Source organism: Stenotrophomonas sp. GQ19, from assembly GCF_059758695.1.
Genome location: NZ_JCAXES010000001.1, coordinates 632,139 through 656,909 on the forward strand (window position 1 = coordinate 632,139; position 24,771 = coordinate 656,909).

Sequence of the window (24,771 nt, forward strand, 5' to 3'; positions counted from 1 at the left end):
GCTCAGCGGCACGCATCGAACACCGCGTCGTCCATGCGTCGGCTGAGGGCGAGACTGCGCGCCATGCCGGCCTTCCGGTACGCAGCTTCGCGCTGGCGCTTCGCCTTGGCGCAGGCACGCGGCTGATGATGCAGCGCGATAAGGGCGTCGCGGGGCGCGCGCGTCCGCCGCCGTGGGGGGCTGCTGCCGCGCCGCGGACGCGGATCGACCAGCGGCCTGCGTTGCAGTTCCAGCGCGCGCTTGCGTGCCTCCAGTTCTCGCCGGATCGCCTCGATCCGGGCCGCATGCTGGCGCTGTGCCGGCACCACGTCCACTTCCCACGCCTGCTCGGCCTGCCCGTCGGCGCAGGCGTGGCGCTGGAACGTGGCCACCCCGGCGACCCGGCATTTATGGATCTGCTGGACCTGCGGCGCGGGTGCCGGCGGGGGTGATGGCGCCGCCATCGCGGGCACCGGCAACAGGACAAGCACCCACCACCAGCGGGCGCGCAACGTGGATCGACAACGGACCTTTCGCATCGGCATCCTCCCGGAACGGCCGCCAGCGTCGCGCGACCGTTGCGGGCAAACCGGGATGCACGTTGCGCGCCCTCACCAACGCGTGGTGTCCCTACACGTGCATGCGGGGAAGCGGTTGTCCCCGGGCGGCGGCGCGGTCACCCGCGCAGATGCAGTTCCAGCACCTCATCGCCCAGATCGTCGATCTCGCCGGTCGGCCGCCACCCCAGGTGCCGGTAGAACCCATGCGAGCGCACACCCGGGTCGGCGGCGCAGCCCAGGAACAGGCGCTGGAAACCCCAGCCCTGGAAGTCGTCCACCGTCCGCGCCAGCAGCGCCTTGCCGATGCCCTTGCCTTCCCATGCCGGCAGCAGCGCCAGCACGATGATCTCGCCACTGTCGCGATCGCCGAAGCAGTAGCCCACCATGCCGCCGTCGGCCTCGGCCACGTGCCCCGGAAAGCCGCCTTGGGCGATGCCTGCGGCCCAGCTGTCCACGGTGATGCCAAGCGCGGCCAGCTGCGCGGCGGAAAACGCGTTCTCGCGCGTGCGTCCGCGCAGGTCGATGCAGGCCGCGGCATCGGCCGGTACGGCAGGACGGTATGCAACGTTCATCATCAGGCTCCTTGTCCATGCCACACAGGCAATGGCAGCGTCGCAGCATACCCGCCCGCTTCCCGCAGCTGCCAGACCGCATCGGCAGCGTCCGGCAGGCGCACGCGCCGCATGGCATGCTTCCCGTCCCCCCGCCGCCCCCCCCATCCCGTGCCTGCCACCACCGAATTCTGGCGAGATCCGCGCATGCCTCACGTCGAAAGCCGACGTGCCTGCGCGAGCCGTGCCTGTTACCGCGCGCACAGCCATGCCACGTTCTCGGTCGGTGCCGTGGATGCAGGCGGCAGTGTCTTCAGCGGTGCAGCCGACGGTCCACGCGTGCTGCAGCCGGGCTGCGTGGTGGTGGTGCCTGCCGGGCGCGTGCATGCCTGCAATCCCCTGCCCGACCAGGGCTGGAACTACCAGATGCTGCATCTGGATGCACACTGGGTGCACGCGGTCCGTAACGAAATGCCCGCGCCCACCGGCAACGAGGTCGGTATGGACGCGGTCCGCGTCTGCGATGACCCGGTGCGCTATCGCCAGTTCTGCGACCTCAACGCGCTGCTGTTCTCCAGCGCTGCCATGGAAGCCAAGGATGCCGCGTTGGTTGCGTTCATCGGTGATCTTGACCCTGCACAGGGGGATGCCCTCGAGGACACGATTGATCAAGCAGCGTTGCAACGCCGCCTTGCGCCGGTAACCACGCAATTGCGGCAGGACCTGGCACACACCCCGCCGCTGGACGACCTGGCGCGGCGGGTGGGAATGAGCCGCTATCAGCTGATCCGCGCCTTCCGCCGCGCCACCGGGCTGACCCCGCATGCCTGGCAGATGGACCAGCGCATCCAGCGCGCACGCCTGCAGCTGCGCGACGGTGACGCGCTCGCCGCCATCGCGCACGGGCTGGGCTTTTCCGACCAGAGCCATTTCCAGCGCATGTTCAAGGCGCATACGGCCGCCACGCCGGGCCAATACCGGCGCTGAGCGCGCAATTTCGTTCAATACCGGCCGGTTGAACGCGGCCACACTGGCGCCCCGTCACCCGCCCGTACTGGATCCGATGGAGCAGTTCCCGATCGTCGCCACCGTGCATTTCCTCGCCCTGCTATCGCCGGACCCGGGCTTCTTCCTGGTCGCACGCACCGCCATCACCGCCGGCTGGCGCACCGCCAGTGGCGCCTGTATCGGTATCGCAGTCGGCAACGGGGTATTCATCGCCGCCGCCTTCGCAGGGCTTGCCGCGCTGCGTACTGACAGCGCGGGGTTCATCGCAATACATTTGGCCGGCTGCATACGCGAATGGCCTTGTGACCGCTCGGCCCAGGCAAACGTCATGAACGCAAATGCCGCAGCAGAGGCTGCGGCATCGTAGTCAAAGATATCAATCAAACAATCTAGTCGAAGCAGCCTCGACGCAGAATCACCTGGTTTCCACCAGAGCCGCCACACGTAATGGTGTAGCCGCTGGCGGCAATGCGCTCCTGGAGGATGGAAGCACCGCCATCGCAGTTGGAATATCTGCCACCGGGAATCGCGGCGCCATCCCCATACAACGTGCCACCACTACAGGTGAAGCTGATTGCAGCTTGAGCCGATACCCTGTCCCCAGCAACGAGACGGAACTCCCGGGCAGTCAGAGTGTCAAGTTCCGGGTAGTACGTTGCAGCATCGGTCGTAAAGATTGCTGCTCCGGTTTTGACTTCCACTGCACCTTTCAGACTCACCGTTTTTGTAGCTCCGTCTTCATCGATCCTGTATCCCGATGATCGGGATTTTATCGATATTCCAGGACGATTGATCGACGAATCCGTGACCGTCACCACCCCATCTTTCTCGTCGAAATGGAATTGACTGCCCGTCACGATCCTTTCAAGCCCACCCTGTTGTTGCGCCCAAACTGCAGGAACGCCCAGCGCCAAGCCAACCCCGGCCAACAGCATCCATGTCTTGCGCATCATTACCGTCTCCTTGATTTACAGCCCCTGTCGTTTGCAAAACTAGACATTATCCAGCCCACATCAAAATTGCCATTGCTTATATCAAATGCATATGTCGCGCCAAGCCAGATAATGGCACTGATCTCCAAGAATTCCTGACAAACAAATGGCGCGCTCTTTGCCTTCGGAGCGGCAGCACCGCGTACAATCCGCGGCACCCTGTTACGGAGTCCGGCATGATCCGCGTTGAATCACCCCTCGTCTTCTACGTCAGCCTGCAGGTCAAGCCCGAACACCTGCAGACGTGGCTGGACGCCGTGCACGGCCTGATCGACCGCATGTCCGAAGAGCCCGCGTTCGTGTCCTGCGATCTGCACCGCGATGCGCACGACCCGACCCGGTTCACCCTGTACGAGCGCTGGGACGAGGCCTCGGTCGAGGACTTCCTGGCCCACCAGTCCACCGATTACCGCGCCACCTACGACGCCCTGCTGCCGGACCTGCTGCAGCGCCCACGTGAACCGCAGCTACTGGAACTGCTGCAGAGCTGGCAGTAGGCCCGACACAACAACGGCGACCCTGCGGTCGCCGTTGTGGTGCATTGCGTGGCTGCGGCGATCAGGCCTTGGCAGCGGCCTTCAGGCTCTGCCGCTGGACCAGCGCGTTGAAGCGCGACAGCGAGCTCAGGTGGTGGTGCACCAGGGCCAGGTAGCCGTTGCGGTGCCAGGCAAGCACGATGTCGTCGGGCAGCTTGGACAGCTTTTCCACGTCGACCACGTGGAACCCGTTCACCGACATCTGCTCGCCGTTGTTCAGGGTCACATCGATGCTGCGCTCCACCAGCAGGTCCTGGGCCAGGATCGCCGCGGTGAACTGACGGGTCGCCTCGTGCTCGCGGGTGAAATCGCCGCAGAAGCGCATGGCATTGTCGATCAGTTCGCTGGCCTTGCCATCCACGAACAGCGGCTCGCCTTCTTCACTGGTGCCCTTGTTGACGTGCTCGGCTTCGGCGTCGATGGCCAGCAGGTAGTCACCGTCGGTGTCGGCCTGCATGAACACGAACGGATACCGGCGCACGTAGGCCGGCGCGTAGGTGTCTTCGGCCCACTTGTCGCCGTCGATGAACAGGTTGTTGCGGGCCAGGCCCACGGCCAGGATCGGCGCTGCATCCTTGCCGGTGAACAGGATCGGGAAATGCTGCGCGGCCAGGCCGAACTCGCCCACCACGGCCGGAATGGCGTTGGTTTCGGCCGCAAAGGCCACGGTGCCCTGCATCAGGCGCCAATTGGCGTGCTTGTCCGATTGCAGCGGCAGCGGCTGGCGGTAGAACAGCGGGCCGGACGCCTGGGCCGGTGCCGGAGGGGTAGTGGTTTCAGCAGTCATGGAATAGGTCAGGTACGACGCGCCAGACAGCCCGGGCGCGAAAGCGGGCACCGCATTGATCGGCCACTATAGCGTGGCTCCATGACGATGTGCGCCGTGCCGGAAGGCATGGATGGCCGCAGGCATGGCGCTCTCCCTCTACAGCTCGGTGAACTCCCCGCACTCGGGCAGCGGGGTATCGGGCTGGTAACGGCCGCCGTCGAAGCGCAGCACCCGCTGGTAGGAGCACGTCCGGTCGGTCTGGGTGCGCAGGTCCTGCCGGCGCAGCGGCCCCCGCGCCTGGGAATCCTGCAGCCGCGACGCCCCCGCCGGGAAACGGGTGGCCGTAGTGGCATAGCGCAGCACCGGCATGCCCTGCCCGGCCGGGTCCAGGGTCAGGACACCGTGGAAGCTGTACTCGTCATGGCAGGCGCCCGCGCGCCGCGCGCTGTCCTGTTCGCCGAAGCAGGCTCGGATCATGGCGTGGCCGTCGGTGGGCAGCGTCAGTACATCCGGGTCGATCTGGATGCCATCGTCCATGTGGCGGATACGGCTCAGCACCAGCGTGGACGCACTGGCATCCCCGCCGGAGTACATCGTGGTCACACTGCGCCGCACCCCCACCAGCACGTTCTCCAGCGCGGCCTGCTGCGGGTCGCTCGGTACCTGACCCGCGTCGGCCCCGGGCGCCAGCCGCACGATGAACGGCCAGGGCTGATCGGTGCCGGCAGCGTCGGCATCGCCGCTATCGAGGGGGATGAACCAGGTGTGCGGCTCCGCTGTACCGGGCAGGTGATGCTCGATCTCCAGCTGCGACGCCTGATCGTCGCCCTCACGGGCGGTGCGCACACACCACTGCCGGTCGGCCGTGCAGAAGCGTGCCGACGCCTGCTCGGCACCCGCCTGCGCGTCGGGCTGCTCGATCAACGCCTCCAGCCGGTTGCCGGCACGGTCGTGCACCGGCGCGGCCACCGCAGCGCTGCTGATGCTTGCCAGCAGCACGCCCACGGCGGCAAGAAAGGGTCTGCGCTGCAACGTCCTTGGCATGGGCCACATCCTGTCGGAAACGAACAGGATAGCGCAGCGCTCAGCGCACCCCGTCGAGCGCGTCCTGCGCGCCGGTCACCGCTGCACAGGCATGGTCCTGCAGTTCTTCGCCGCTGGCATCGTTGCCCTGCGCCGCATCCAGCTGCGTGGCCAGCAGCAGGAAGCCCGGGCTGCCGTCGGCGGCGTGGGCACCCACCACCACCAGCGACCACTGGCCCAGGTTCTGCACGCCGGCCAGTTCGCTGGCCAGAAGCCGCACCGGATCGACCGTCAACGCCTCCCCCGCCACCCGACGCGCCTGGTAGCGGTGGCCACGCAATGGCTCCGGCAGCGGTTGCCAGCGCGTCTGGATGCCCGGGCCAAGGCGCTGCAGCTGCCCGAGCACATCAGCGCGCAGGCAGTCCACGTGGATGTGCAGCTGGTGCTGCGAGCGCCCGTGGGGCGAGTTCAGCGCCAGGCTGGTGACCTCCCGTGGCAGCGGGCGCCCGAGTGCCTGCGCGGTGCGCCAGCGCTCCTGCCAGGCAGCCGCGAAATAGTTGGGTGCATCGGCGCGCAGCAGCAACGGGCTTTCGATACCGGTCACCCGGTCCAGCGGCAGCAGCAGATACTGATACTGGCCGTGCGAATCCTTCAGCACCACATCGCGGCGTTCGGCCTGCGGGTTGACCGCCACGCAGCTGCCTTGGGGCGGCCCCTGCAGGCGGCAGTCGCGCTGCACGATCCCCCACAGCGCATCGGGATTGACCGGCGGCTTGGCCGGGGGCGGCGCGCTGGCACAGGCGGCCAACAGCACCAGTGCGCTGGACAATAACAGGCGGTGGATCACAGGCAGGACTCGGCTACGGCTACCGTCCGGCCCGTACTGGGCCGGCTCTGCGGGTAGTGTACCCGCTCGGCCTTGACCGTCCGGCGACACAGCGCGGCCCTGTTGCCCGTTGGGCCTACGCGGGTTCGGTCTCTGCCTGGGGCGCCGCAGCGCCCTCCTCGATGTCGCCCGGCTTGTACTTGGTATCGCCGAAGTACAGCACCCGCCACATCGCCAGGTTGCCGATGAACCAGTGCGAGATCGAGTCGTGGCCGTAGCCGTCGAAGAAGGTCTCCACCGCTTCGGGCAGCAGCTGCTTGTTGTCCCAGGCATCGAGCATGGTGCGCTCGGCCAGGGTGAGCCGCTTGCCGCGCTCGCGCTTGCGACGCAGGCTGACCATCTTGCCGACCAGCGTGTCGGTCTCGCTGGCCAGGCCCTTGCGCTGCTTCTTGACCTCCGACAGCGCATCGCTGCGTGCGCTCAATTCATCGGACACCCGGTTCCATTCGGCCAGTTGTTCGCTGCTCATGTCGCTGGGGCCGCCATCGCGGGCATACGGGTCGCCCAGCTGCGCGCGGCGCCGGCGCAGGGTCTTCACCTCCGCATCCAGCGCATCCTGGCGCTCCTGCAGGCGCTGCATCGACGGCAGCTTGTCGCCGCGCGCCACCCGCACCTTCAACCAGCGGTGCAGCAGCTCCATGTGCGCGGCCTGCACGTCTTCCATGCGCCCCCGCTTGACCCGGATCGCCTGCAGGTAGGCGTTGTACACCGCCTGCAGCTCGGGATCGGACTTGTCGAACTCCGCCCGGACCGAGGGGTCCAGCCGGGTCATCGGGTGCAGCAGCACGCCGCCGGCCAGGGCAATGTCGTACATCTCGTTCAGGGCGAACCGCGCGATGCTGTTCTGGCGCCCCTGGTGCTGCGGATCGTAGCCGCCGCCCACGTCGGAGTGCACGCCCGGGTACCAGATTTCCTGGGTGTTGTCGGGATAGCGTGCATCGTCGCGTGTCGAGTCGAGCGGGAACTGGCCGCGCAGCTCGTGCGCGGCGGTCATGTGCACCGACTGCACCACCATCGGCGGGATGCGCATGCCCTCGCCCCAGCCGTTATGGCCATTGCCCGCATTCACCGCGGCGTGCGCCAGGGTCGGCCACACCGACACCACCGTGTCGTACAGGCCGGCGAACCCGATCCGCATCGGCACGGTTTTGTTGTACATCCAGGTGCCGTCGGGCTGGCGCGTGCACAGCGCCACCAGGTCGCGGATGAAACCACGGGCCTGCGCCGCGCCGCGGGAGAAGCCGAACACCGACACGTTCACAACCACGATGCGCATCTGCGCCGCCTGCTGGGTGATGAAGGTATCCAGTTGCTCCAGCGCATGGTCGATGCGCTCGCGACCGCCCTTGCCGATCGCCAGGCCCAACGTGCCACCGCTGTCGCCCACCTCCGGGCACGGGGTGCCTACCCCGGCCAGGTACGTGGACATCACGTTGCGATGGCCATCGATGCGGGCGTTGTACAGGCGGGCGATGTTGGACAGGGCCCGTTCGTTTTCCTGCTTGCCCATTTCGGCATCGCGGTTGTTGCCGGTGCCATCGAAGTAAATGGTGACCTGCAGTGACTGGCTGCAGCCGGTCGTGGCCTCTTCCTTCTCGGGCAACGTGCAGCTCTGCGCGGCCTGGCGCTGCTGGCGCTCGGCATCGGTCATCGGCCGGGTGCCCCGGGCCAGCCGCGCGGTGCGCGCCGTGGGATCAGCGTCGGCCACCGGCTCGGGCGAGCCGGGTTCCAGGTCTACCTGGCCGGGGATGGCGGTGGGATCGGTAGCGGTCATCGGCAATGCACTCCTTCATCTACCGGTGCGGGCACCGGATGGCTTCCTTGGAGAACGGGCAACGCGTACTTACAGGCCCTGGTTCGCGATATGGCCCTTGGGGATCTTCTCGCGGCGCAGGTCCCAGGGATCCTTGCCGCGCTCGAGCAGTTCGGCCTCGACGTGACCGTCCTGGTAGAAGTGCAGCAGCAGCGTGTGCGGGTCGGCCGGATACGGTTGGCGCACCGTCACCTGCGCCGATTTCGGCTCACGCGGGCCGACGTCCACGTAGGTGTTGGTTTTCAGGTCGTATCGACCGGACAGTTCCCAGGTGACGTTGAGGGTGAGCGGCGTGTCGGTGCGCGGCGCCAGCGGGCCCATCACCGAACCACTGTCGGTGTACGCGGACACGCCCCCCATCCACTTGCCATCCACCCGCGTGTCGTACAGATAGCGGTCGCTGTAATTGAACGCGAACAGCGTCAGGTACGGCGACTTCGGCTTGCTTTTGGCCATCGCACGCGAGCAGCCCGCGCCGATCAGCACGATGGCGAGCGCCGCGAGCGCGATCCAGGTAAACGACTTCAGACTCAACATGCACGCTCCACGAGAAACAGACCAACGGTGTACGAACGGGAATGCATCACCAGGTTTCCTCCATCGGCCAGACCGCATCGCCGATCTGCTTTGCGGTGCGGCGGCCATCGGCGAAGTCCTGCAAACGCTGCTGCCAGGCCGGGTCGTCGGCCAGGTCATCGCCGACCAGCAACGCCCAGGTGCACACCATCAGCACCCGCCGACTGTCTTCGATGCCGAACCGGGCGGCCAGCGCCACCGCGCCGCGCAGGAACCCGTACCAGTTGGCCGATGGCAGGCGATCGAGCAGTTCCGGATCGGTGAGCTGGTAGTGCTCGATCAGCGTGTAGGGGTAAGCCGAATCGATCAGCACACGACGCTGCTCGGCTTCCAGCGTCCACGGCAGCAGGTGCGGGTCGATGGCCGGACAGGTCAGCGCCAGGGTGTCCCAATGGTGATCGTGGGTCACGTAATGCCAACGCTCCCCCACCGCGACAAACGCGTCGCGCTGCTCGGGGTCCAGCGCCTGCACCCACCAGGGCAGCACGCGCCCGTCGTAGAAGCGGGCCAGGAATTCCTTGCCGTTGGGGTACCGTGCGTCCAGCCGGCGCGACAGGCGCTGCAGCAGCACGTCCTGGGTTAACGGGGACTCGATCACGGTGGCGGCACCGAGCGCCTTGGCATGCCCGTCCAGGCGCAGCAGCACGGCCTCCGCCGGGAGGTCGGGGGGCAGCCGGGACAGGTACACCGAGGTGTCCGCGCTGCCATCGGCCAGCAGCCCATCGAACAGGCGCGACGCCGCATGCGGCAGGAACTGCAGTACCGCCTGCGGTGCGTCGCACTGGGCGCCGTCCAGCAGCAGATAGCGATGCTGCCCCGTCGCCAAGGGCTGCCACTGCATGCGCGGAAAGGTCGTCGGCACCATGGATCAGCCCTTCGGGGTCAACGGCGCGGCGCGCTGCGCGGCCAACAGCAGGCATTCCTTGCACACCGACTGCGGGAACACCGGCAACGGATAGTTGCCGCTGCCGCCGGGCTGGAACGACTTGCGCGCCGCATGCACGGTGATGGTGCCGGGCGCGGTGAAGGTGATGTTGCCCTGTTCGATGGTGAGGCTGGCACCGCCGGCCGTGGCCACGTGAAGCGTGCGCCCGGCGGCCAGCTCAACCGCCGCCTGGCCGCTGGCACCGCGCAGCGTCGCCTGCGACTGCACCCGGATCTCGTCGTTCTGCGCCAGCAGCTCCAGCGTGCCGGTGCCGCTGACCACGCTCAACGTGGTGGCCTGCGCGCCTTGGCCGGTGCGCGCTGCGGCAAGCACGCCCAAGGCCTGGCGGCTGTGCCAGCGCGCCTGGCCCATCACCACGCTTTCGCTGGCCAGACCGCTGCCGAGGGTGAGCGTTTCGCCCAGCGCCCACTGCAGTGACTGCCCGGCCACATGACCGATGCCACCCGGCGCGGCGATGCCCAGCAACGGGTCACCGGTATGCGGCACGCTGTCTGCGCCGGCCGCGGCATCGCGATCCGGCGCCGCCCCGCGCGCATCGGGGTAGGCCCCGCCCGTCACCGCGGTGCGGGTACTGCGCAGCAGCGCCTGCAGCGGGGCCGCATCGGGCACCAGCCGGGACTGCGCCGGGCGCGCCACGCCTTCGCTGTCGGCAAGGCGCACGGTTTGATGGGTGCCGGCCGCCGCCGCAAACGTGCTGCCCAGCGTGTCCAGCTGGGTCAGCAGGGCGACCGGTGCCGATGCGGTGCCTGCGGGATTGGCGGCGCCCGCATAGGCACTGAGCCACAGCCCCGCGCGGCCACGCACGCTGCCCCAGGCATCGCTGCGCAGTTCGAACCCTTCGCCGCGCAGGCTGCCGCGGAAGTTGTCTGCCTGGTGGACCAGGTGGCCCAGGCTCAGGCCGCTGGACGCCTGCGTGGTCGCCAACTGCAAGCGCAGCTGGGCATCGCTGTCGTCGAACAGCAGGCGGCTGTAGCCCTGCCCGCCCCACTCGCGGGACTGCACGCCCCACATGGCCCCGGCGTGCCGGTGCGCATCCTCGCCGCCGCCGGCGGCGTGCCACGCCGGTGCATGGCCGCCACTGCGGTTGCCCTGCGCGCTGGCCACGGCATCGCCGGCCTGCGCATAGGCGCTGGTGTCGGCTTCGGCGCTGCGGCCGCCCGGGGTCGGCACGGTGCCGGCCTCACCCTGGCCGTTGTACAGGCTGCCCAGTACCACCGGGCGATCAATGTCGCCCTCCAGGAAGCCCACCAGGACTTCCTGCCCCACGCGCGGCACGAACTGGCTGCCCACGCCCGGCCCCGCGTAGCGCTGGGCCACGCGCAGCCAGGTGCTGTCGGCACTCGCGCCGGCAGCGCTCTGGAAATGGAAACGAACCCGGATCCGCCCGAGGCTGTCGGCGTGCACGTCACGCGCACCCTCCGTGCTGACCCCGGGCGCGGCCACCACCACGGCCGTCTGGTAGCCCGGTGCCAACGGCCGCGGGTTCAGGCGCGCACCGCTGTCGTCGAACAACACCGGCCGCCAGGCCAGGTCGCGTGCCTGGGCGTCGAAGGTATTGGTGTAGCCGTGCGTCTGTGCGGCCCCGGAACGGTCTGCGGACGCCTCGGCGGCGTCCACCGGTTGAAGCCCCGCAAGTGCCTCGCGCAGGTCCACCGGCAGATTGTTGATTCCCACATGCCGCACCCGGGTCAGCACGAGTTCGGCCGGCGCGTTCCCGGGCAACCCGGTCACCGTCAACCACTGGCCGGCCGTGGCGCTGCGCAGCGTGCTGCGCCCCTGCCACTGCTGAGCCTGCGCCTCGCCTGCCTGGGCCATCAGCCCGGCGTAACGATCCGCTTCCACACTGTCGGCAAAGCTGTAAGCACCCGATGGGTCATACACCTCGCGTGCGTCACCCTGCCCGCCGCCTTCCAACGGCACGCCGGCGGCGAGCGAACGGCTGGCCTTGTAATCATCACTGTGCAGCGTCAGGCGCTGGGCGCCCAGGCGACGCCGGCGGCCTACGGCCTGCACGGTGTCGTCGGCTTCGGTGGCATCGGCACGGTGGAAACGCACACCACCGCCCGCCTGCGACACCGGGTCCTGCGTCTGCGCGGCCGCATCGGCAAACAGCACCAGCACGTGGCCACCTGGATCCTGCCCGCTGTCTTCCACCCGCCAGCCCAGGCCTTCTTCGGCCAGCAGGCGCTGGATGAAGGCCAGGTCGGTCTCGCGGTACTGCACGCAGTAGCTGCGCGGTCGCGCGCCCTTGAGAAAATCCGCTGCTTCCCCGCTCCAGCGCCACTGCAGCTGGCCGGCGTGGTCGCCTAATACGGTGTCGACGATCTGCTGCATGTCCATGTTCTGGAACACGCGGCTGTGGTGGCCGTGTTCCAACCGGCAACTGGCATCACGCAGCACCACGCGGTAGCGCGCCAGGCCGCCGTCGTCCGCCAGCAGGTACGCTTCGGTGATCAGGCCATGCCGGGGCAGCCAGCGACCATCGGCCAGGCGGGTCTGCAGGCAGGCAGCACTGCCCAGCCACTTCTCCAGGGGCAGGTCGGCATCGAGCGCCAACAGCAGCACCTCGTAGCGGAACCCGTGCGAGAGCTGTTCTTCCCCCTGCCAGCGGTCCACCAGCACCATCGGCGCATCCGGCAACTGCATCCGGTACAGACGTTCCCCATCCAACAACCGGGCCGCCTGTGTCATCAGGTTCCGCATTGCTTCCATGGCTCACCTTGGCTCGCGCGCCACCGGCAGTGCCGGTGCCGCTTCCATCCCCTGTGGTCCGACGGTAGCAGATGCAAAACCAACACGCACGCTACGCAAGGCAGCGTCCGTTAAAACCACGTCAACGTGCCGCCAACGGATTCAGTAGGTGGCGTAAGGAACTTCAACCACCACGGGGGCGCCGGGCGATCCCACCGGGCGCAGCGTGAAGCGGTCCAGCGTGCCATCCTCATCGGCGAAGGTGGTCGACTGGAACTGCAGCGTGTAGCTGCGGGTGCCGGTCTTGACCGTGCCGGCGGCATCGATGCTGGCGCCCGGGGGCAGCAGCAGCCCGCCCAGGTCGCTATAGGCCTCGATCGCGTCATGGAAAACGTATGTGGCCAGCGCGCCGTCGCGTTTCATTTCGTACACGCGCGGTTCGTAGGGCGGCGGGGTGTCGTTGCCCTCGTTGAGCAGGTCCGACACCCAGACGCCGGGCAGGCGGTACTGCGTTTCCAGTACACCCGCGTCCAGCCGGTCGCTGCTCACCACCATGCAGCAGACCACGCGCTTGGCTTCCCGGTCCAGGATGGCAAAGCGCGTGCCCTTGGCCGCGGTGGTCGGCAGCATCGCGAACGCGAGGTCGTCCTGTGCCGGCTCGACCCCATTGGCCGAGTGCAGGTTGCGCCAGCCGCCGAAGACCGGGGCCGTGGTTGCGCCCTGTGCGGCGGCGTCCAGGGCAACGGAAAGCCCCAGCGCCAACAGCAGCGCCTGCGTGATGTTTCTGCCCTGCATGGGTGTGGGTCCAGTGTTGAAAGCGCCGCCACTATGCGTCAGCGGCGCGGGAGGATCAATTGGTGCCGAAGCGTACGTCGACCGTCTGCGCGGCGCCACCGTTTTCGGGCGTGAGGCGGTAGGTTTCCAGCCCGCCGTCATCGTCGGGCAGCGTATCCACGGTGCGGACCACCGTGTAGGTAGCACCGCCGAAGCTCACCTTGCCCGCGCCGGCAGCCTGTGCATCGGCTGGCAGCAACAGGCCGCCCCATTCGCCACTCTCGGTGAAATGCCCCTCGAACCGGTAGCCCAGCAGGCGACCCACCGGGCGCGCCGCGAACACGTGCGATGCGCCGCCGGCGCCATTGTCCAGCCCACTGGTCAGATCCGATGCCCACACCCCGGGCACCTGGTAGGAATGTTCCAGGGTGGCCTGCTGCAGCCGCGGGCTGGACACCTCCAGGCAGCAGACCGGCTGCCACCGGGTCAGGTCCATCACCGTGAAGCGGGTGCCTTTGCCCGCGTCGGCGGGCAGCATCACGAACGCGCTGCGCTGTTCGGACACCGAATACGCCGGCCCGATCGTCAGGCTGCGCCAGCCGCCCGCGGACGGCCCTGCCGCCTGGGCGCTGCCAGCGGCGGCAAGCAGGGAAAACACAACAGCGGTGACGCCTTTCATGGACATGCTCAATTACCTGTTTTGGACCAATGCGGTTCGTCGACCTTGTTCTTGGGACCGAAGTAGGTCCAGTGATAGACCTTGTACGTGGCGCCCACTTCCTGCAGGTCGCGCTTGCTGGTGATCGCCACCGACACGCCACTGGCGTTCTTGACCGTCTTGCCGATGCCCCAGGCGGGATCGAACTTCATGTCGATCGCCTCGCCCCCGTTGTGGTTGGAACTGTAGGGCTTGCCGATCGCGCCGGCGGCCGCATACGCCTGGTCCATCGCACGCGCGCCCTTTTTGGCCGCGTCCAGGTCCGGCTTGCCGTTCGCGTCCAGGTGCTCCCAGTCGATGTTGACCGGTTCGTCGCCATTCTGCGGCACGAACTTGGGCACCTTGCCGGGCGCCAGCCCCTGCACCACTTCGCGGGCGTAGTACATCAGGTAGGAGCGCTGCGGCGGGCGCAGGGTGGTATTGATGATCACGTCGATGCCACCGGCCTTCATCGCCGCGATGAAGCTGCTGGCGCCCTCGCGGAACGGCGACTTGAGGTCGGCCACCTTGGCGCTCTGCAGGAACCGGCCATGCCAGTGCTTGCCGCTCTTGCTGGTGGCACCGCCATCGGTGGCTGCGGCATTGGCCTCGCCCAGCGGCGAATAGAAATTGTTGAGCAGCGCGATCGGGTGGATGTGGTACACCTCCGGCGACACCGGGAAACCGGGCACCTTCGGCTGCACCTTGTCCCACCAGCGCAGGTGCTTGATGCGCAGCTTCTCGGCGCTCCACTCGGGCTGGCCGCCCAGCATCAGCGGGTCCAGCGCATCCCACTTGGCATCGCTGCCGCCCCACTCGCTTTCGTACCTGGCGATCATCCGGCTCATGGCCTGGGCCATCAGCGGCTGTTCCATCGCCGTGCGCAGCTCGGCCTTGGACAGGTAGCCGCTCTTGTCGGTGTCCAGCTGCTCATAGAGCTTCTTGACCAGCGCGCTCTTGTCCACCTTGTCGGCGCGCATCTTGTAGTCGGTAACCTCATCGGCGCGCAGCGCGCCCATGTTCACCAGCGAGGCCGACAGCATGTCCACCGGCTGGATCTGCCCTTCTTCCACCCAGTCGAAGCCCGGCCACGCCCACGGCGACTGCCAGCCCACCTTCGGCATGCCGCTTTCGCAGACCCAGCCGACGTGGATCTTGCCGGCATTCTGGCTGCGCACCGACACGCGCCACCACGGCTTGCCATCGGCGTCGACAACGCGATCGGCCGGCGGGTTCTTCTCCAGCTCGGCGCGGGTCATCACCCGTGCAAACGCGGCTTCGCCACCGGCATCGGGGCCATCCAGCCGCAACGGGAACTTCTTCCACACCTTCATGCCGTCGGCACCGCACGACACCAGCGACGCACGCTCCACCCACACCGCGTCGCCCTGCGGCATGCGCATCTCGCGACGTTTGTAGTTCAGTTTCTTGGCCAGCTTCTCGTCCAGGGTGCGGTCGGTGTCGGCCGGGCCGACGAACCAGCCGGTCCATTCGGCATCCGGCGCCTTGGCGTAGCGCTTGCTTTTGGACGAGTACGCGCCCAACGCCTCGCGGTCCATCACCACCAGCCCCGCCTTCTGGATCTTCGCCCACGGACCGATCGCACCGTCCTTGCCCTGCACCAGCCGCGTGTCGGCCGGCCAGGTGGTGTCGTGCGCCACCGGCAGCTTGAGCTTGGCCCCCTTGTCGATCAGGAACATGGAACCGGTGTTGGGGGGCAGCAGCGACGCATACTTGCGCGCCGTCTTGATGAACACCGGCAGGTCATTGCCGGCAAAGGTTTCGATGTGCACCATCTGCCGCCAGCCGCGCTTGGCGCGCGGCTGGGCATCCACGTACTGCTGGTACTCGCCTACGTGGCCGAGCAGCGCACCGGCACTGACCGGGATGGGCTTTTCCGGAATCACCACCTGATCCAGGGTGAGTGGCGCCTTGGGGCCGGGGTCCAGCTCGGACAGGAACACCCAGCCCTGCGCAGCCGCCGGATCCACCGCCTCGCCCGGACGCACCGGCGCGATCTGGCCTTCCAGGATGCGGTCGATCTGCGCCCACTTCTCGCCCCGGTTCTTCACCGTGATGCGCGCGCCACGCGGCAGCAGCCCGATGCGGGCGCTCTTGCCGTTGGCTTCCTTGCGGATGTTCAGGCCGATGATCGGTGCGGCGGCGTCACTCATGGACCAGCTCCTCGGACGTCACGTTGTCCCATTCCTTGGTCTCGGGCGGGAAGAACCCGAGCAGTTCGTTGGCTTCGCTGGAGATGCTGTGGCCGCAATCGCAGCCCACTTCTTCCACCTCGGCCGGGGCTTCCGCAGCGGCTTGTACCGGGGGCGGCGGCACCTCCTGTTTGTCCTTGGCGCGCTCACCCACGACGAACTCGTTGCTGGCATCCCAGTACGCCGGCCGGGCGCGCTTGGGATTCTCTTCGTAGCCCTGGAAGTCCAGCAGGTGCATGTACAGGCTGTAGAACACCATCTGCATGCCCGGATCACGCGGCTTGGGCGCATCCGCCTTGGCCGGTTCCTTCTTTGCCGTGCCCGGCGCCGCTGCCGCCGCAGCACCGGTGGTCGCCCCTGCGGCGCCCGCGGCGGCAACACCGCCGGACGGGTTGTCGGGCGTGCAGGTCTTGGGCGCGTTCTTCTCGGCCTCGGCCTTGAACAGCGCCTCGGCATTCGGCGGCAGCTCGATGCGGTGCCGCACCAGCGTGAAGCCGGACGAATACGCTGCGCTGCGCTGCACCTTCGGGAAGGTGATTTCGGGGTACTTGCGGTTCACCATGTAGGCGACGATCTCGCCGTCCTTGATGCAGCGCACGCCATCGGTCTGGTTCAGTACGGTGCCGGTGCCGGCATCGAAGTGGATGCCGCCATGCCACAGGCCGCTCGCGCCGATCGGGAAGAACCCGTCGTCGGCCTTGCTCAACGCGCCCTGCAGTGCCGGCAGGCCGATATACGCGGCACCGTCGAGCGCTGTGGTCTTGCCCTGCGGCGGGAACGGATACGACCAGGGTTGCTGCACCTCCACCGGCTCGCAGCAGCCAAGCGCATAGCCGGCGAACTTGGCCATGTACTTGCCCACCGAAGTGCCGAAGGCGTCGGTGGCATTGATCGCCCCGCCGGTCTTCAGGAAGGCCATCACCGCCGGGGTCTTGTACTTGCCTTCCTTGGGCGTGACCGTCCCGTAGCCCTTCAGGTGGGCCGCGGCGATGATCCCCGACTCGGTGACCAGCACCCCGCCAATGGTCTGCCCGATGTACGCGTGCGCGCCATACTTCCGGCCCATGCTGCACAGCCGGCGCACCCAGGCCTGGCCCGCCTTGTCCTGGATGGCCTCGCTGTTGCGGAACACCTGCAGGCTGGTGGCGCCGTCCTTGCCGGTCCACGTGCCGTCCCAGTCCTGGAAGAACTTGCCGTCCTTTTCGTGCTTCTGTCCGTCGTGGTTGAAGTAGCCCAGGTCCATCAGCGCGTCTTCGCCGAACTGGTACTTACCCACGTAGCCGAACTTGTTGATGATCGACAGGTTGCCGCCGCCTTCGGAGGCGAACAACGCATTGAGGAAGCCCTGCAGGTCCTTTGCCATGATCAGTTCCCGGTGCAGAACGCGGTGTAATCTTCGTCGCTGATCTGCACCGGTGCCAGCTCGCTGATGCGATCCATGGCCTCGGCAGGCAGCGTGCCCAGCCAATGCACCTGGCACTTGTCGACCAGGCGCCCGGCCATGCGGCCGGTAGCGGGGTCGTACAGCGCCACCAGGGTGGTCAGGTTGCACTGGTGCGCCTGGCAGGCGCGGTACAGCCAGCGTTCGCCGGCCGCGGTCTGGATGCGTTCGCCCAGCGGCTGCGGCCCGCTGCCGATCCGCTCGCGCAGACGCGCATCGCCGAGCGACGCCGCGTCAGCCAGCATGTCGCTGAACGCCTTGTCCACGCGCGCGTCGTACTGCGGGCAGGTTTTGCCGCAGACGGCGTCACCCACCAGGTTGAACAGTTCGGTGGCCAGCGGATCGGTCGCCTCGGAGGCGGTTGCGGCAGCGGGCTCGGCTGCCGGTGCATCCACGGCCACCGCGGCGGTGGCCGCATCACCCTGGGCGGCGGCATCGGCCACCTGGTCTGCCGGCGGCTGTGCCTGGCAGGCGGCCAGCAGCATCGCGCCGGACAGCAGCGATGCGAGAAAAATCCTGTTCATGCTCATCCCGAGAATCCAATGATGCGTTGTTTCTTGAGGTCCCCATGCACCCAGCTCTTGAGCTCGGCCTGGTAATTGCTGGGACCGGTGAACGACTTCTTGCCGGCATGCACCACGATGTTGCCCGGTGCGGTGAAGGTGATGTTGCCGCCTTCGATGGTCACGCTGGCGCCGCCGGCGGTGGCCACGTGCAGGGTCTTGCCGGCGGCCAGGTCGAACTGCGACTGGGCGCTGGCCATCTTCAGTGCGGCCTGTGCCTGGATGCGCAGTTCATCCTGCTGCGCCTGCACGTCCAGCTCACCCTGCCCGGCCACCACGCTCAGCGCAGCAGCCGTTGCCGCCTTGCCCTGCACCGCCGTCGCCAGCACGCCCACGCTCTGCGCGGCATGCAGCCGCATCTGCCCCATCACCGCCGTTTCGCTGGCCTGCCCGCTGCCCAGCGTCAGGGTCTCGCCGATCGCCCAGCCCAGCGCCTGCCCGGCCACGTGCACCACGCCGTCGGGCGCGGCCAGGCCGAGCAGTGCGTCGCCCACGTGCGGCACCTTGTTCTCGCCGGCACCAGCATCGCGCTCGGCCGCCTGTCCACGGGCCGACGCGTACTCGACGCCCTCCACGGTGGTGCGCGCACTGGCCAGCAGCGCGGCCAGCGGCGCCTTGTCCTGCACCAGCCGCGAGCGGTTGGGTTGCTGCGCACCTTCGTGCGCGGCCAGCTTGCTGGTCAGGTGGGTACTGGCCGCCGTTGCGAAGGAGGTGCCCAGCGTCTGCAACTGAGTCAGCAGCGCGACCGGCTGCGCCGCATCACCGGCCTTGCCCTGCGCGCCGCGCGCATAGCCACTCAGCCACAGCCCCGAGCGCGCACGCAGCGCACCCCAGGCATCACTGCGCAACTCAAAGCCCTCACCGCGCAGGCTGCCGCGGAAATTGTCGGCCTGGTGGATCAGGTGGCCAAGGTTGAGGCTGGTCACCGCCTGGGTGGTCAGCAGCTGTGCGCGCAACTGGGCGTCACTGTCGTCGAACAGCAGCGCGTTGTAGCCACTGCCGCCCCACTCCTTGGAGCGCAGGCCCCACAGTGCACCGGGATGGCGGTGCGCATCGTCGCCGCCGGCGGCCGCATGCCAGGCCGGCGCGTGTCCACCGGTCACATTGGCCTGCGCGCTGGCGCGTGCATCGGCGGCCTGCGCATAGGCGCGGGTGTCAGCGCTGGCGGCCTGGCCGGCCGGGGTCGGTGCAACCCCGGCTTCGCCGCGTCCGTTGTAGAGCGCGCCCAGTACCACCGGGCGATCAATATCACCGTCGAGGAAGCCGACAAGCACCTCCTGACCGATCCGCGGCAGGAACTGGCTGCCCACGCCCGGACCGGCATAGCGCTGGGCCACGCGCAGCCACGCACTGTCGCGCGCGCCATCGCCCTGCCCGGACTGGAAATGGAACTTGACCCGGATACGCCCGGCCAGATCCGCGTGCACTTCGTGGCTGCCGGCGCCGGCAGCGCTGCCCTGCGCGCCCACCACGATGGCGGTCTGGTACCCCGGCGCCAGCGGCCGCGGGTTCAGGCGCACGCCGGTGTCATCATGCAGCACCGGCCGCCACGGCGTCGTGCGCTGGATCGCGGTGAACGCGTTCGCATAGCCCACCGCTTCGGCGCGTTCGTGCACGGCCGGATCGACCGGATGCGCGGAAGGTGCAGCGCCCAATGCCTGCGCAAGCGACGCCCGCAGGTCCACGGGAAGATTGTTGACGCCGAGATGCCAGACGCCTGTCAGCAGCACCTCCGACGGCGCCGACGCGGGCACCTGGCCGATCCGCAGCCACTGGCCCGCACACAGCGAGCGCACGCTGCTGCGCCCGCGCCACGCCTGGTTGCGTGCTTCGTGCGCCTCGGCCTGCAGGCCCGCCAGGCGGTCACCGTCGCTGCTGTCGGCAAACGCATAGGCGCCGGCCGGATCATAGGCCTCGCGCGCGGACTGGCTGCCGCCGCCATTGACCGGCACCTGCGCGCCTTGCCCGCTGCTGCGCTTGTAGTCACCGCTGAAGACCGTGAGCCGATTGCTGCCCAGCCGACGCGACTGACCCAACGCCTGCACCGTGTCCTCGCTTTCCGTGGCGGCACTGCGATGGAAACGCACGCCGCTGCTCGACGACGTCGCGTCTTCCGGCTGCGTCGCGCTGTCGGAGAAGATCACCATGCAGTGGCCTGCCGGCGCCTCGGCGTCGTTCTGCACGCGCCAGCCCAGCCCTTCTTCCGCCAGCAAGCGCTGCACGAACGCCGCATCGCTTTCGCGGTACTGCACGCAATAGCTGCGCTTGCGCTCGGCACCGAGGAAACCGGCCACTTCGTCGCTCCATTGCCAGCGGGCGATGTCCTTGTAGCCGTCGAACACCGACGACAGGATGTCCTGCACGCTGCGCTCCTGGAACACGCGGCTGTGCCGACCGTGCTCCAGCCACCACGTCCACGGCCGCACGCCGATCCGGTAGCGCGCCACACCGCCATCGCTGCCGAGCAGGGTCGCGTCGCTGACCAGGCCCACGCGCTCGATATCGGCGCCGCTGGCGGCCCGCGTAGTCAAGGTCGCGCGCTGGCCCAGCCATGCCTCCAGGTCGAGGCCGGCATCGAGCGAGAGGAAATCGATCACGTAGTCGAAATGCGTGGACAGCGATTCCTCGCCACTCCAACGCTCGACCACCAGGTCGCCCGCCCCCGGCAGGGCCAGACGATGCAACCGCGGGGCACCCGAAAGGCCCGCGACCTGTGCGAATAAAGAGTTCAACGCGTCCAATGCCATCTCTGCCAGCTGTCATCCCGCGGCGCGGGACGTCCTTTCCCAACCGCGAAATGTACCAGAAGCGTCAGAAACCCAACACCGTCGCGTTGGATCGGGGTCCGAATGAGACTCCAATCACATTTTCACGCGGCGTAGATGACCGAAATACGTCACTGCCTGCAGCTTGGCCCTGCGGACATCCTGCTTCGCGCGTAACGCTCCACCCTCGCTCAGCCCCCCATCGCCATGCCCAACTGCTGGAATGCACCTCCAATGGACGGGACACTGCCGGGCGGCAACGTAGAGAGGCCACGGCACTCCTGTGAATTGACGCCGGCGACACTGAACACTTCGCGATAGCGTAAGTAGCCATGCGTATTCAGCGCTGGGATATTGAGCTCCGTGTATCTGAGCATGTAGAAGCCGGCGAGGGAGTCATGGACGTAGTTGTCGAACAGAACGACGCTACATTCTGGTACCGGCGCATGCTCCAACACCATGTCCAACAACGCCCTGGTTTCGTCGGGAAGGGTCGCATACTTGTATCCCGCCGGCGACGCACGAGGAGACGGCTCGAACACTGGCCGTCCGGCCCTACGCCCCTCCTCCATACGCTTATGCACTTCCTCCATTTGCTTGCGGTACAACGCCATTTCCTTCTTGCCCTGCGCAAGGGTTGCCATCAGCTTGCCAAAGTCACGCTGCGCATTACTCAGATCCACACGATCTTCTTCATCGGACTGCCTGTAGAAGGGCTGCTCCAGCATGCTCTCGGGCCCGTTCCAGAGACGCTTGCCCTTCCACGCCACAAACTGGGTGGCATGGCCGCGGATCTGCTGTGCGTGTGCGCCCGATCCGACACCGTGTCCGCCCAGCCATGCGTTGTAATCACGAATCAACTGCGGATGGCAGCCGAAGTGCATTGCTGATACCAGCTGCTGGCGGATTTCATCCATGGACATCAACAGCACGCCGGCCTTGATCGCCTCATGGTGCATGTCAATCAAGGTGATCTGGGACAGCTTGGCGGTCCCGTCAGCCTTCCCATTGACGAAGTCCTTGCCTTGACTGCCCGGCGAGTAGCCTCCCCCCACGTCCGAATGCATGCCGGGATACAGCATTTCACGTCCGCCGGCGGCCAGATCCACCGGAAAATTGATGCGTTGCTCATGCAAGGCAGCGAAATGGACACACTGACGGGCCTCGGGATGGATGCTCATCATCTCACCAGCCGCCCAGTCCCATTTACCTTTCGACACACGGCTCATGGCTGCAATGCCGACCGAGGCGACAGTATCGAAAATGCCCATGAAGTTCAGATACAGGGGTATCCCTGCTACGTTGTAGCCGCAGCCGCTGCCCCACATCTCGGAAATTTCATACAGCCGGTGTACGAATGCCCGCGCTTGGGCGGCGCCACGAGAGAAACCGAAGACTGAAACGTGAACTGACTTCACGCGACGCTGGTGTCCCTTGACAACTCTCTCAAGGCGGTTGGCTACCGCACTCAAGGTGGATCTGCGTGCCACGCCTTCAAGGATGCGAGCCTCACTCAGTGAGGCGACGAGCGGTTCCAGCTCATTGGGGGCAGCAGGTCCGTGGCGTTCAGATACTGATGAACAGCATTGAAGATCTGCAGAATGGCCCAGTGAATTCGGTCCGCCCCGTACTTCGCCGCACCTCCGCCAAGGGTGTCGCCATCTTGGTTGGTATCCCCAACGTCTGAAAAAGGGGTGCCGACACCTGGGACGTAGAAATTGAAAAAGCCATTCTCGCGGTCCTGCAGGGCGACATCGTAGAGACGGGCAACATTGCTGTGTCCGTTGCGGGCCAGTTGTGTCTGCGTACTCCGTGTCTTGCCGGTGACAAACGTACCAGCCCACTCACGGTTGTTGCCTGTTCCATCAAAGTAGATGTTCACGTGCACCTGACCTTGGCACTCCGATCCAGTCTCACGAAGGCACGCCAATGCACGCGCTCGGCGCTGGGCTTCCGAGCCGGTCAGGGTTCGCCGGCCCTCCTGAGGCATGGGATACGCACCGGTGGCTGTACTTGCAGTCATGACGCCCTCTCCTGCTATCAACGTCAACTCAACCCAAACAGTCAGTGTCGCGCCTCAATCAGCCACCCGGCGCCGGACGCAGATGCTTCCACACCGGATCCTCTCCTTCCCGCAGACCCGCTTCGGGCCCCGTCAAGGGATACTTCGGATGCCCCAAGACCATGGACGTGACAAATACGTTGACCTCGCCATTGCGGAGAAAGTGCACCGCAAGATTGCCTATTCTCTCGTAACGGGGCACTGGAACGATCGCTTGATGGTAGGTGGACAGGTCATTGGTCCACCGCACCCGCACGTCCATGCCCGGCTTCCATTGGTCCGGCATCGAGGTGCAGCAGACAGTGCCGCCTTCGGTGTGACGCCGGGCAGATCCACCGTTGCCACCATTGATGGTGAACTGCGGTATGTCCCCGTCGGTGTGGTTGTAGCCAAGAATGCCGACTTCGGTAGCGGCCTCACGTCCACGACACGCTGCCAACAGCGGCAGCAGCAGAACGAGCAAGCCCAGCAGCCAGATTGTCCTACCACGCATGTCGTTCTTCTTTTGACTTCAGCCATGCAACCAGTGAGAACGTCAGGAGAAGAGGCGCACCTGTCCTCAGCCCGAGGGGCGCCCTGCTCGGGGTCGGCACCCGAGGTTGACCGCGCAGTGAGGGTCTCCCACGACGGCACAATCGCCGCCCCGACTCACCGGGACTTCCGTGTCCACACCAGCAACGGTAACAAAGCGACGGTGGCCCCGGTACCGGGGAATTCCTACACACAAGCGTGCTTAACATCACAATTTCACACCGTCGTGATCCCTCCGGCCTCAACCAACTGTCACGGCCGCGATCCCCGCAGCCCACGATCACCACGCTAGAATCACCGCAGTTCCCATCTCGAGATTTGCCATGCTGGATCAGGATGCCCTGCTGGCCCCGATTGCCGACCACGCCCCCACCGGCGACGACCTTTCCTTCTCGCCGGAGTTCGACCGGATCCAGGAGAGCCGGCGTGCCGATGACCCGACCCTGGACCAGGGCGAGTGGCAGACCGACATCAAATACGCCGACTGGAGCAGCGTCGCCCGTGAATGCGCCGACCTGCTGCAGACCCGCACCAAGGACCTGCGCCTGGCCGGCTGGTTGACCGAAGCGGCGACCCAGGTGGAGGGCTTCCGTGGCCTCACCACCGGCTACCGCGTGGTGGCTGGGCTGTGCGACCAGTACTGGGACGATGTGCATCCCGTTGCCGTCGACGACGACCAGGAAGAGCGCATCGGCAACCTCAGCTGGCTGCTCAGCAATTCGCTGCAGTGGCTGCGCAACGTGCCGATCGTGTCCGCGCCGCAGGGCCGCTTCAGCCTGTCCGATTTCGAAGTGGCGCATTCGCGGGCCAGCAATGGCGGCGACTACCACGACGATCGCCCTGGCCTGGAACAGCTGGAAGCGGCTCGCCGCGATACCCAGCACGAGTTCTATCGCCAGCTGGTCGAGGTTCTGCCGGAATGCGCCGACGCGCTGGCGGCATTGCAGGCCGCGGTCGACAACCGCCTGGGCCTGGATGGCCCCAGCTTCAGCGCGGTGCGCGAGCAGATCGAGCACCTGCAGCGCACGGTGATGCGCTTCGCGCGCGACGCGGGCGTGCTGCTGGACGGCGACATGGCCGAAGACATCGCCGCCGATGACAGCTTCGCGGTAGAGGTGAGCAGCACCGATAGCGCGGCCGCCGCTGCGCCCCGTGGCCCGGCCGGCGCGCCCACCAGCCGCAAGGAAGCGCTGCAGCAACTGCGCCAGGTGGCCGAGTTCTTCCGCCGCACCGAACCGCACAGCCCGGTGGCCTACCTGGCCGAAAAGGCCGCGCGTTGGGGCGAGATGCCGCTGCACGTGTGGCTCAAGCGGGTCATCAAGGATTCCAGCGTGCTCGACCAGATGGAAGAGATGCTGGACATCAACCAGAACCTCGACGGGCAGTAAGCCCGTC

Annotated in this window: 23 protein-coding genes; 4 read left to right on the plus strand and 19 right to left on the minus strand. The window is 67.2% G+C overall.

The window, feature by feature from the left end; all coding sequences use genetic code 11:
• Positions 1 to 2: 2 nt before the first annotated feature.
• Complete coding sequence (locus tag AC6CHL_RS02635; RefSeq protein WP_498293222.1) at positions 3 to 518, minus strand: hypothetical protein; 516 nt, start codon at positions 516 to 518, stop codon at positions 3 to 5.
• Between the two features lie 137 nt (positions 519 to 655).
• Positions 656 to 1,111, minus strand: a complete 456-nt coding sequence (locus tag AC6CHL_RS02640; RefSeq protein WP_448133819.1) for a GNAT family N-acetyltransferase — start codon at positions 1,109 to 1,111, stop codon at positions 656 to 658.
• Between the two features lie 186 nt (positions 1,112 to 1,297).
• Between AC6CHL_RS02640 and AC6CHL_RS02645 the strand changes: the two genes are divergently transcribed.
• Positions 1,298 to 2,077 carry a helix-turn-helix transcriptional regulator gene (locus AC6CHL_RS02645; RefSeq protein ID WP_498293224.1) on the plus strand — a complete coding sequence of 260 codons (780 nt, stop codon included), beginning with the start codon at positions 1,298 to 1,300 and terminating at the stop codon, positions 2,075 to 2,077.
• Positions 2,078 to 2,153: 76 nt separating this feature from the next.
• Complete coding sequence (locus AC6CHL_RS02650; RefSeq protein ID WP_463601102.1) at positions 2,154 to 2,465, plus strand: LysE family transporter; 312 nt, start codon at positions 2,154 to 2,156, stop codon at positions 2,463 to 2,465.
• A gap of 22 nt (positions 2,466 to 2,487) precedes the next feature.
• On the opposite strand, the gene AC6CHL_RS02655 is transcribed toward AC6CHL_RS02650, so the two are convergent.
• Entirely contained in the window at positions 2,488 to 3,051 is a 564-nt protein-coding gene (locus AC6CHL_RS02655) for a hypothetical protein (protein WP_498293226.1), read from the minus strand.
• Positions 3,052 to 3,266: 215 nt separating this feature from the next.
• On the opposite strand from AC6CHL_RS02655, the gene AC6CHL_RS02660 reads away from it, so the two are divergent.
• The gene (locus AC6CHL_RS02660) at positions 3,267 to 3,587 is read left to right on the plus strand and encodes a putative quinol monooxygenase (RefSeq protein WP_463601104.1); all 321 of its coding nucleotides are present in this window, start codon (positions 3,267 to 3,269) and stop codon (positions 3,585 to 3,587) included.
• Positions 3,588 to 3,648: 61 nt separating this feature from the next.
• Here the strand turns inward: AC6CHL_RS02660 and AC6CHL_RS02665 are convergent, their stop codons facing one another.
• From AC6CHL_RS02665 to AC6CHL_RS02740, 16 genes are all read right to left on the minus strand, one after another.
• Complete coding sequence (locus AC6CHL_RS02665) at positions 3,649 to 4,413, minus strand: SapC family protein (protein ID WP_038688062.1); 765 nt, start codon at positions 4,411 to 4,413, stop codon at positions 3,649 to 3,651.
• 138 nt (positions 4,414 to 4,551) lie between these two features.
• The gene (locus AC6CHL_RS02670) at positions 4,552 to 5,439 is read right to left on the minus strand and encodes a hypothetical protein (RefSeq protein WP_498293228.1); all 888 of its coding nucleotides are present in this window, start codon (positions 5,437 to 5,439) and stop codon (positions 4,552 to 4,554) included.
• Between the two features lie 40 nt (positions 5,440 to 5,479).
• Positions 5,480 to 6,262: a CDP-diacylglycerol diphosphatase gene (locus AC6CHL_RS02675; protein ID WP_038692145.1), complete on the minus strand. Its 783-nt coding sequence runs from the start codon at positions 6,260 to 6,262 to the stop codon at positions 5,480 to 5,482.
• A 118-nt stretch (positions 6,263 to 6,380) separates the two neighbouring features.
• On the minus strand, positions 6,381 to 8,078 hold the full coding sequence (locus AC6CHL_RS02680) for a T6SS phospholipase effector Tle1-like catalytic domain-containing protein (protein ID WP_498293230.1): 1,698 nt from the start codon (positions 8,076 to 8,078) through the stop codon (positions 6,381 to 6,383).
• 69 nt (positions 8,079 to 8,147) lie between these two features.
• Positions 8,148 to 8,654, minus strand: coding sequence for a DUF3304 domain-containing protein (locus AC6CHL_RS02685; protein WP_447594013.1), 507 nt, complete (start codon positions 8,652 to 8,654; stop codon positions 8,148 to 8,150).
• A gap of 46 nt (positions 8,655 to 8,700) precedes the next feature.
• Positions 8,701 to 9,558, minus strand: a complete 858-nt coding sequence (locus tag AC6CHL_RS02690; protein ID WP_448133825.1) for a DUF4123 domain-containing protein — start codon at positions 9,556 to 9,558, stop codon at positions 8,701 to 8,703.
• Positions 9,559 to 9,561: 3 nt separating this feature from the next.
• Positions 9,562 to 12,351, minus strand: coding sequence for a type VI secretion system Vgr family protein (locus tag AC6CHL_RS02695; protein ID WP_498293232.1), 2,790 nt, complete (start codon positions 12,349 to 12,351; stop codon positions 9,562 to 9,564).
• A gap of 141 nt (positions 12,352 to 12,492) precedes the next feature.
• A complete protein-coding gene (locus AC6CHL_RS02700) occupies positions 12,493 to 13,125 on the minus strand; it encodes a hypothetical protein (protein ID WP_038688052.1) in 633 nt (210 codons plus the stop codon).
• 55 nt (positions 13,126 to 13,180) lie between these two features.
• Positions 13,181 to 13,783, minus strand: coding sequence for a hypothetical protein (locus AC6CHL_RS02705; protein ID WP_185753510.1), 603 nt, complete (start codon positions 13,781 to 13,783; stop codon positions 13,181 to 13,183).
• Between the two features lie 8 nt (positions 13,784 to 13,791).
• Positions 13,792 to 15,975, minus strand: a complete 2,184-nt coding sequence (locus tag AC6CHL_RS02710; protein ID WP_498293235.1) for an SH3 domain-containing protein — start codon at positions 15,973 to 15,975, stop codon at positions 13,792 to 13,794.
• The gene (locus tag AC6CHL_RS02715) at positions 15,968 to 17,377 is read right to left on the minus strand and encodes a hypothetical protein (RefSeq protein WP_498293237.1); all 1,410 of its coding nucleotides are present in this window, start codon (positions 17,375 to 17,377) and stop codon (positions 15,968 to 15,970) included. The genes AC6CHL_RS02710 and AC6CHL_RS02715 overlap by 8 nt, the downstream gene beginning before the upstream one ends.
• 2 nt (positions 17,378 to 17,379) lie before the next feature.
• The gene (locus AC6CHL_RS02720; RefSeq protein ID WP_498293239.1) at positions 17,380 to 17,979 is read right to left on the minus strand and encodes a hypothetical protein; all 600 of its coding nucleotides are present in this window, start codon (positions 17,977 to 17,979) and stop codon (positions 17,380 to 17,382) included.
• Between the two features lie 2 nt (positions 17,980 to 17,981).
• Positions 17,982 to 20,765 (minus strand): type VI secretion system Vgr family protein, encoded by a 2,784-nt coding sequence (locus tag AC6CHL_RS02725; protein WP_498293241.1) that lies wholly within the window; start codon positions 20,763 to 20,765, stop codon positions 17,982 to 17,984.
• A gap of 209 nt (positions 20,766 to 20,974) precedes the next feature.
• On the minus strand, positions 20,975 to 22,201 hold the full coding sequence (locus AC6CHL_RS02730) for a T6SS phospholipase effector Tle1-like catalytic domain-containing protein (RefSeq protein WP_498293243.1): 1,227 nt from the start codon (positions 22,199 to 22,201) through the stop codon (positions 20,975 to 20,977).
• Positions 22,202 to 22,296: 95 nt separating this feature from the next.
• Positions 22,297 to 22,665 (minus strand): hypothetical protein, encoded by a 369-nt coding sequence (locus tag AC6CHL_RS02735; protein WP_498293245.1) that lies wholly within the window; start codon positions 22,663 to 22,665, stop codon positions 22,297 to 22,299.
• A gap of 199 nt (positions 22,666 to 22,864) precedes the next feature.
• Complete coding sequence (locus AC6CHL_RS02740; protein WP_498293247.1) at positions 22,865 to 23,308, minus strand: DUF3304 domain-containing protein; 444 nt, start codon at positions 23,306 to 23,308, stop codon at positions 22,865 to 22,867.
• Between the two features lie 391 nt (positions 23,309 to 23,699).
• Between AC6CHL_RS02740 and tssA the strand changes: the two genes are divergently transcribed.
• A complete protein-coding gene (gene tssA, locus AC6CHL_RS02745; protein WP_463601115.1) occupies positions 23,700 to 24,764 on the plus strand; it encodes a type VI secretion system protein TssA in 1,065 nt (354 codons plus the stop codon).
• Positions 24,765 to 24,771: the final 7 nt, after the last annotated feature.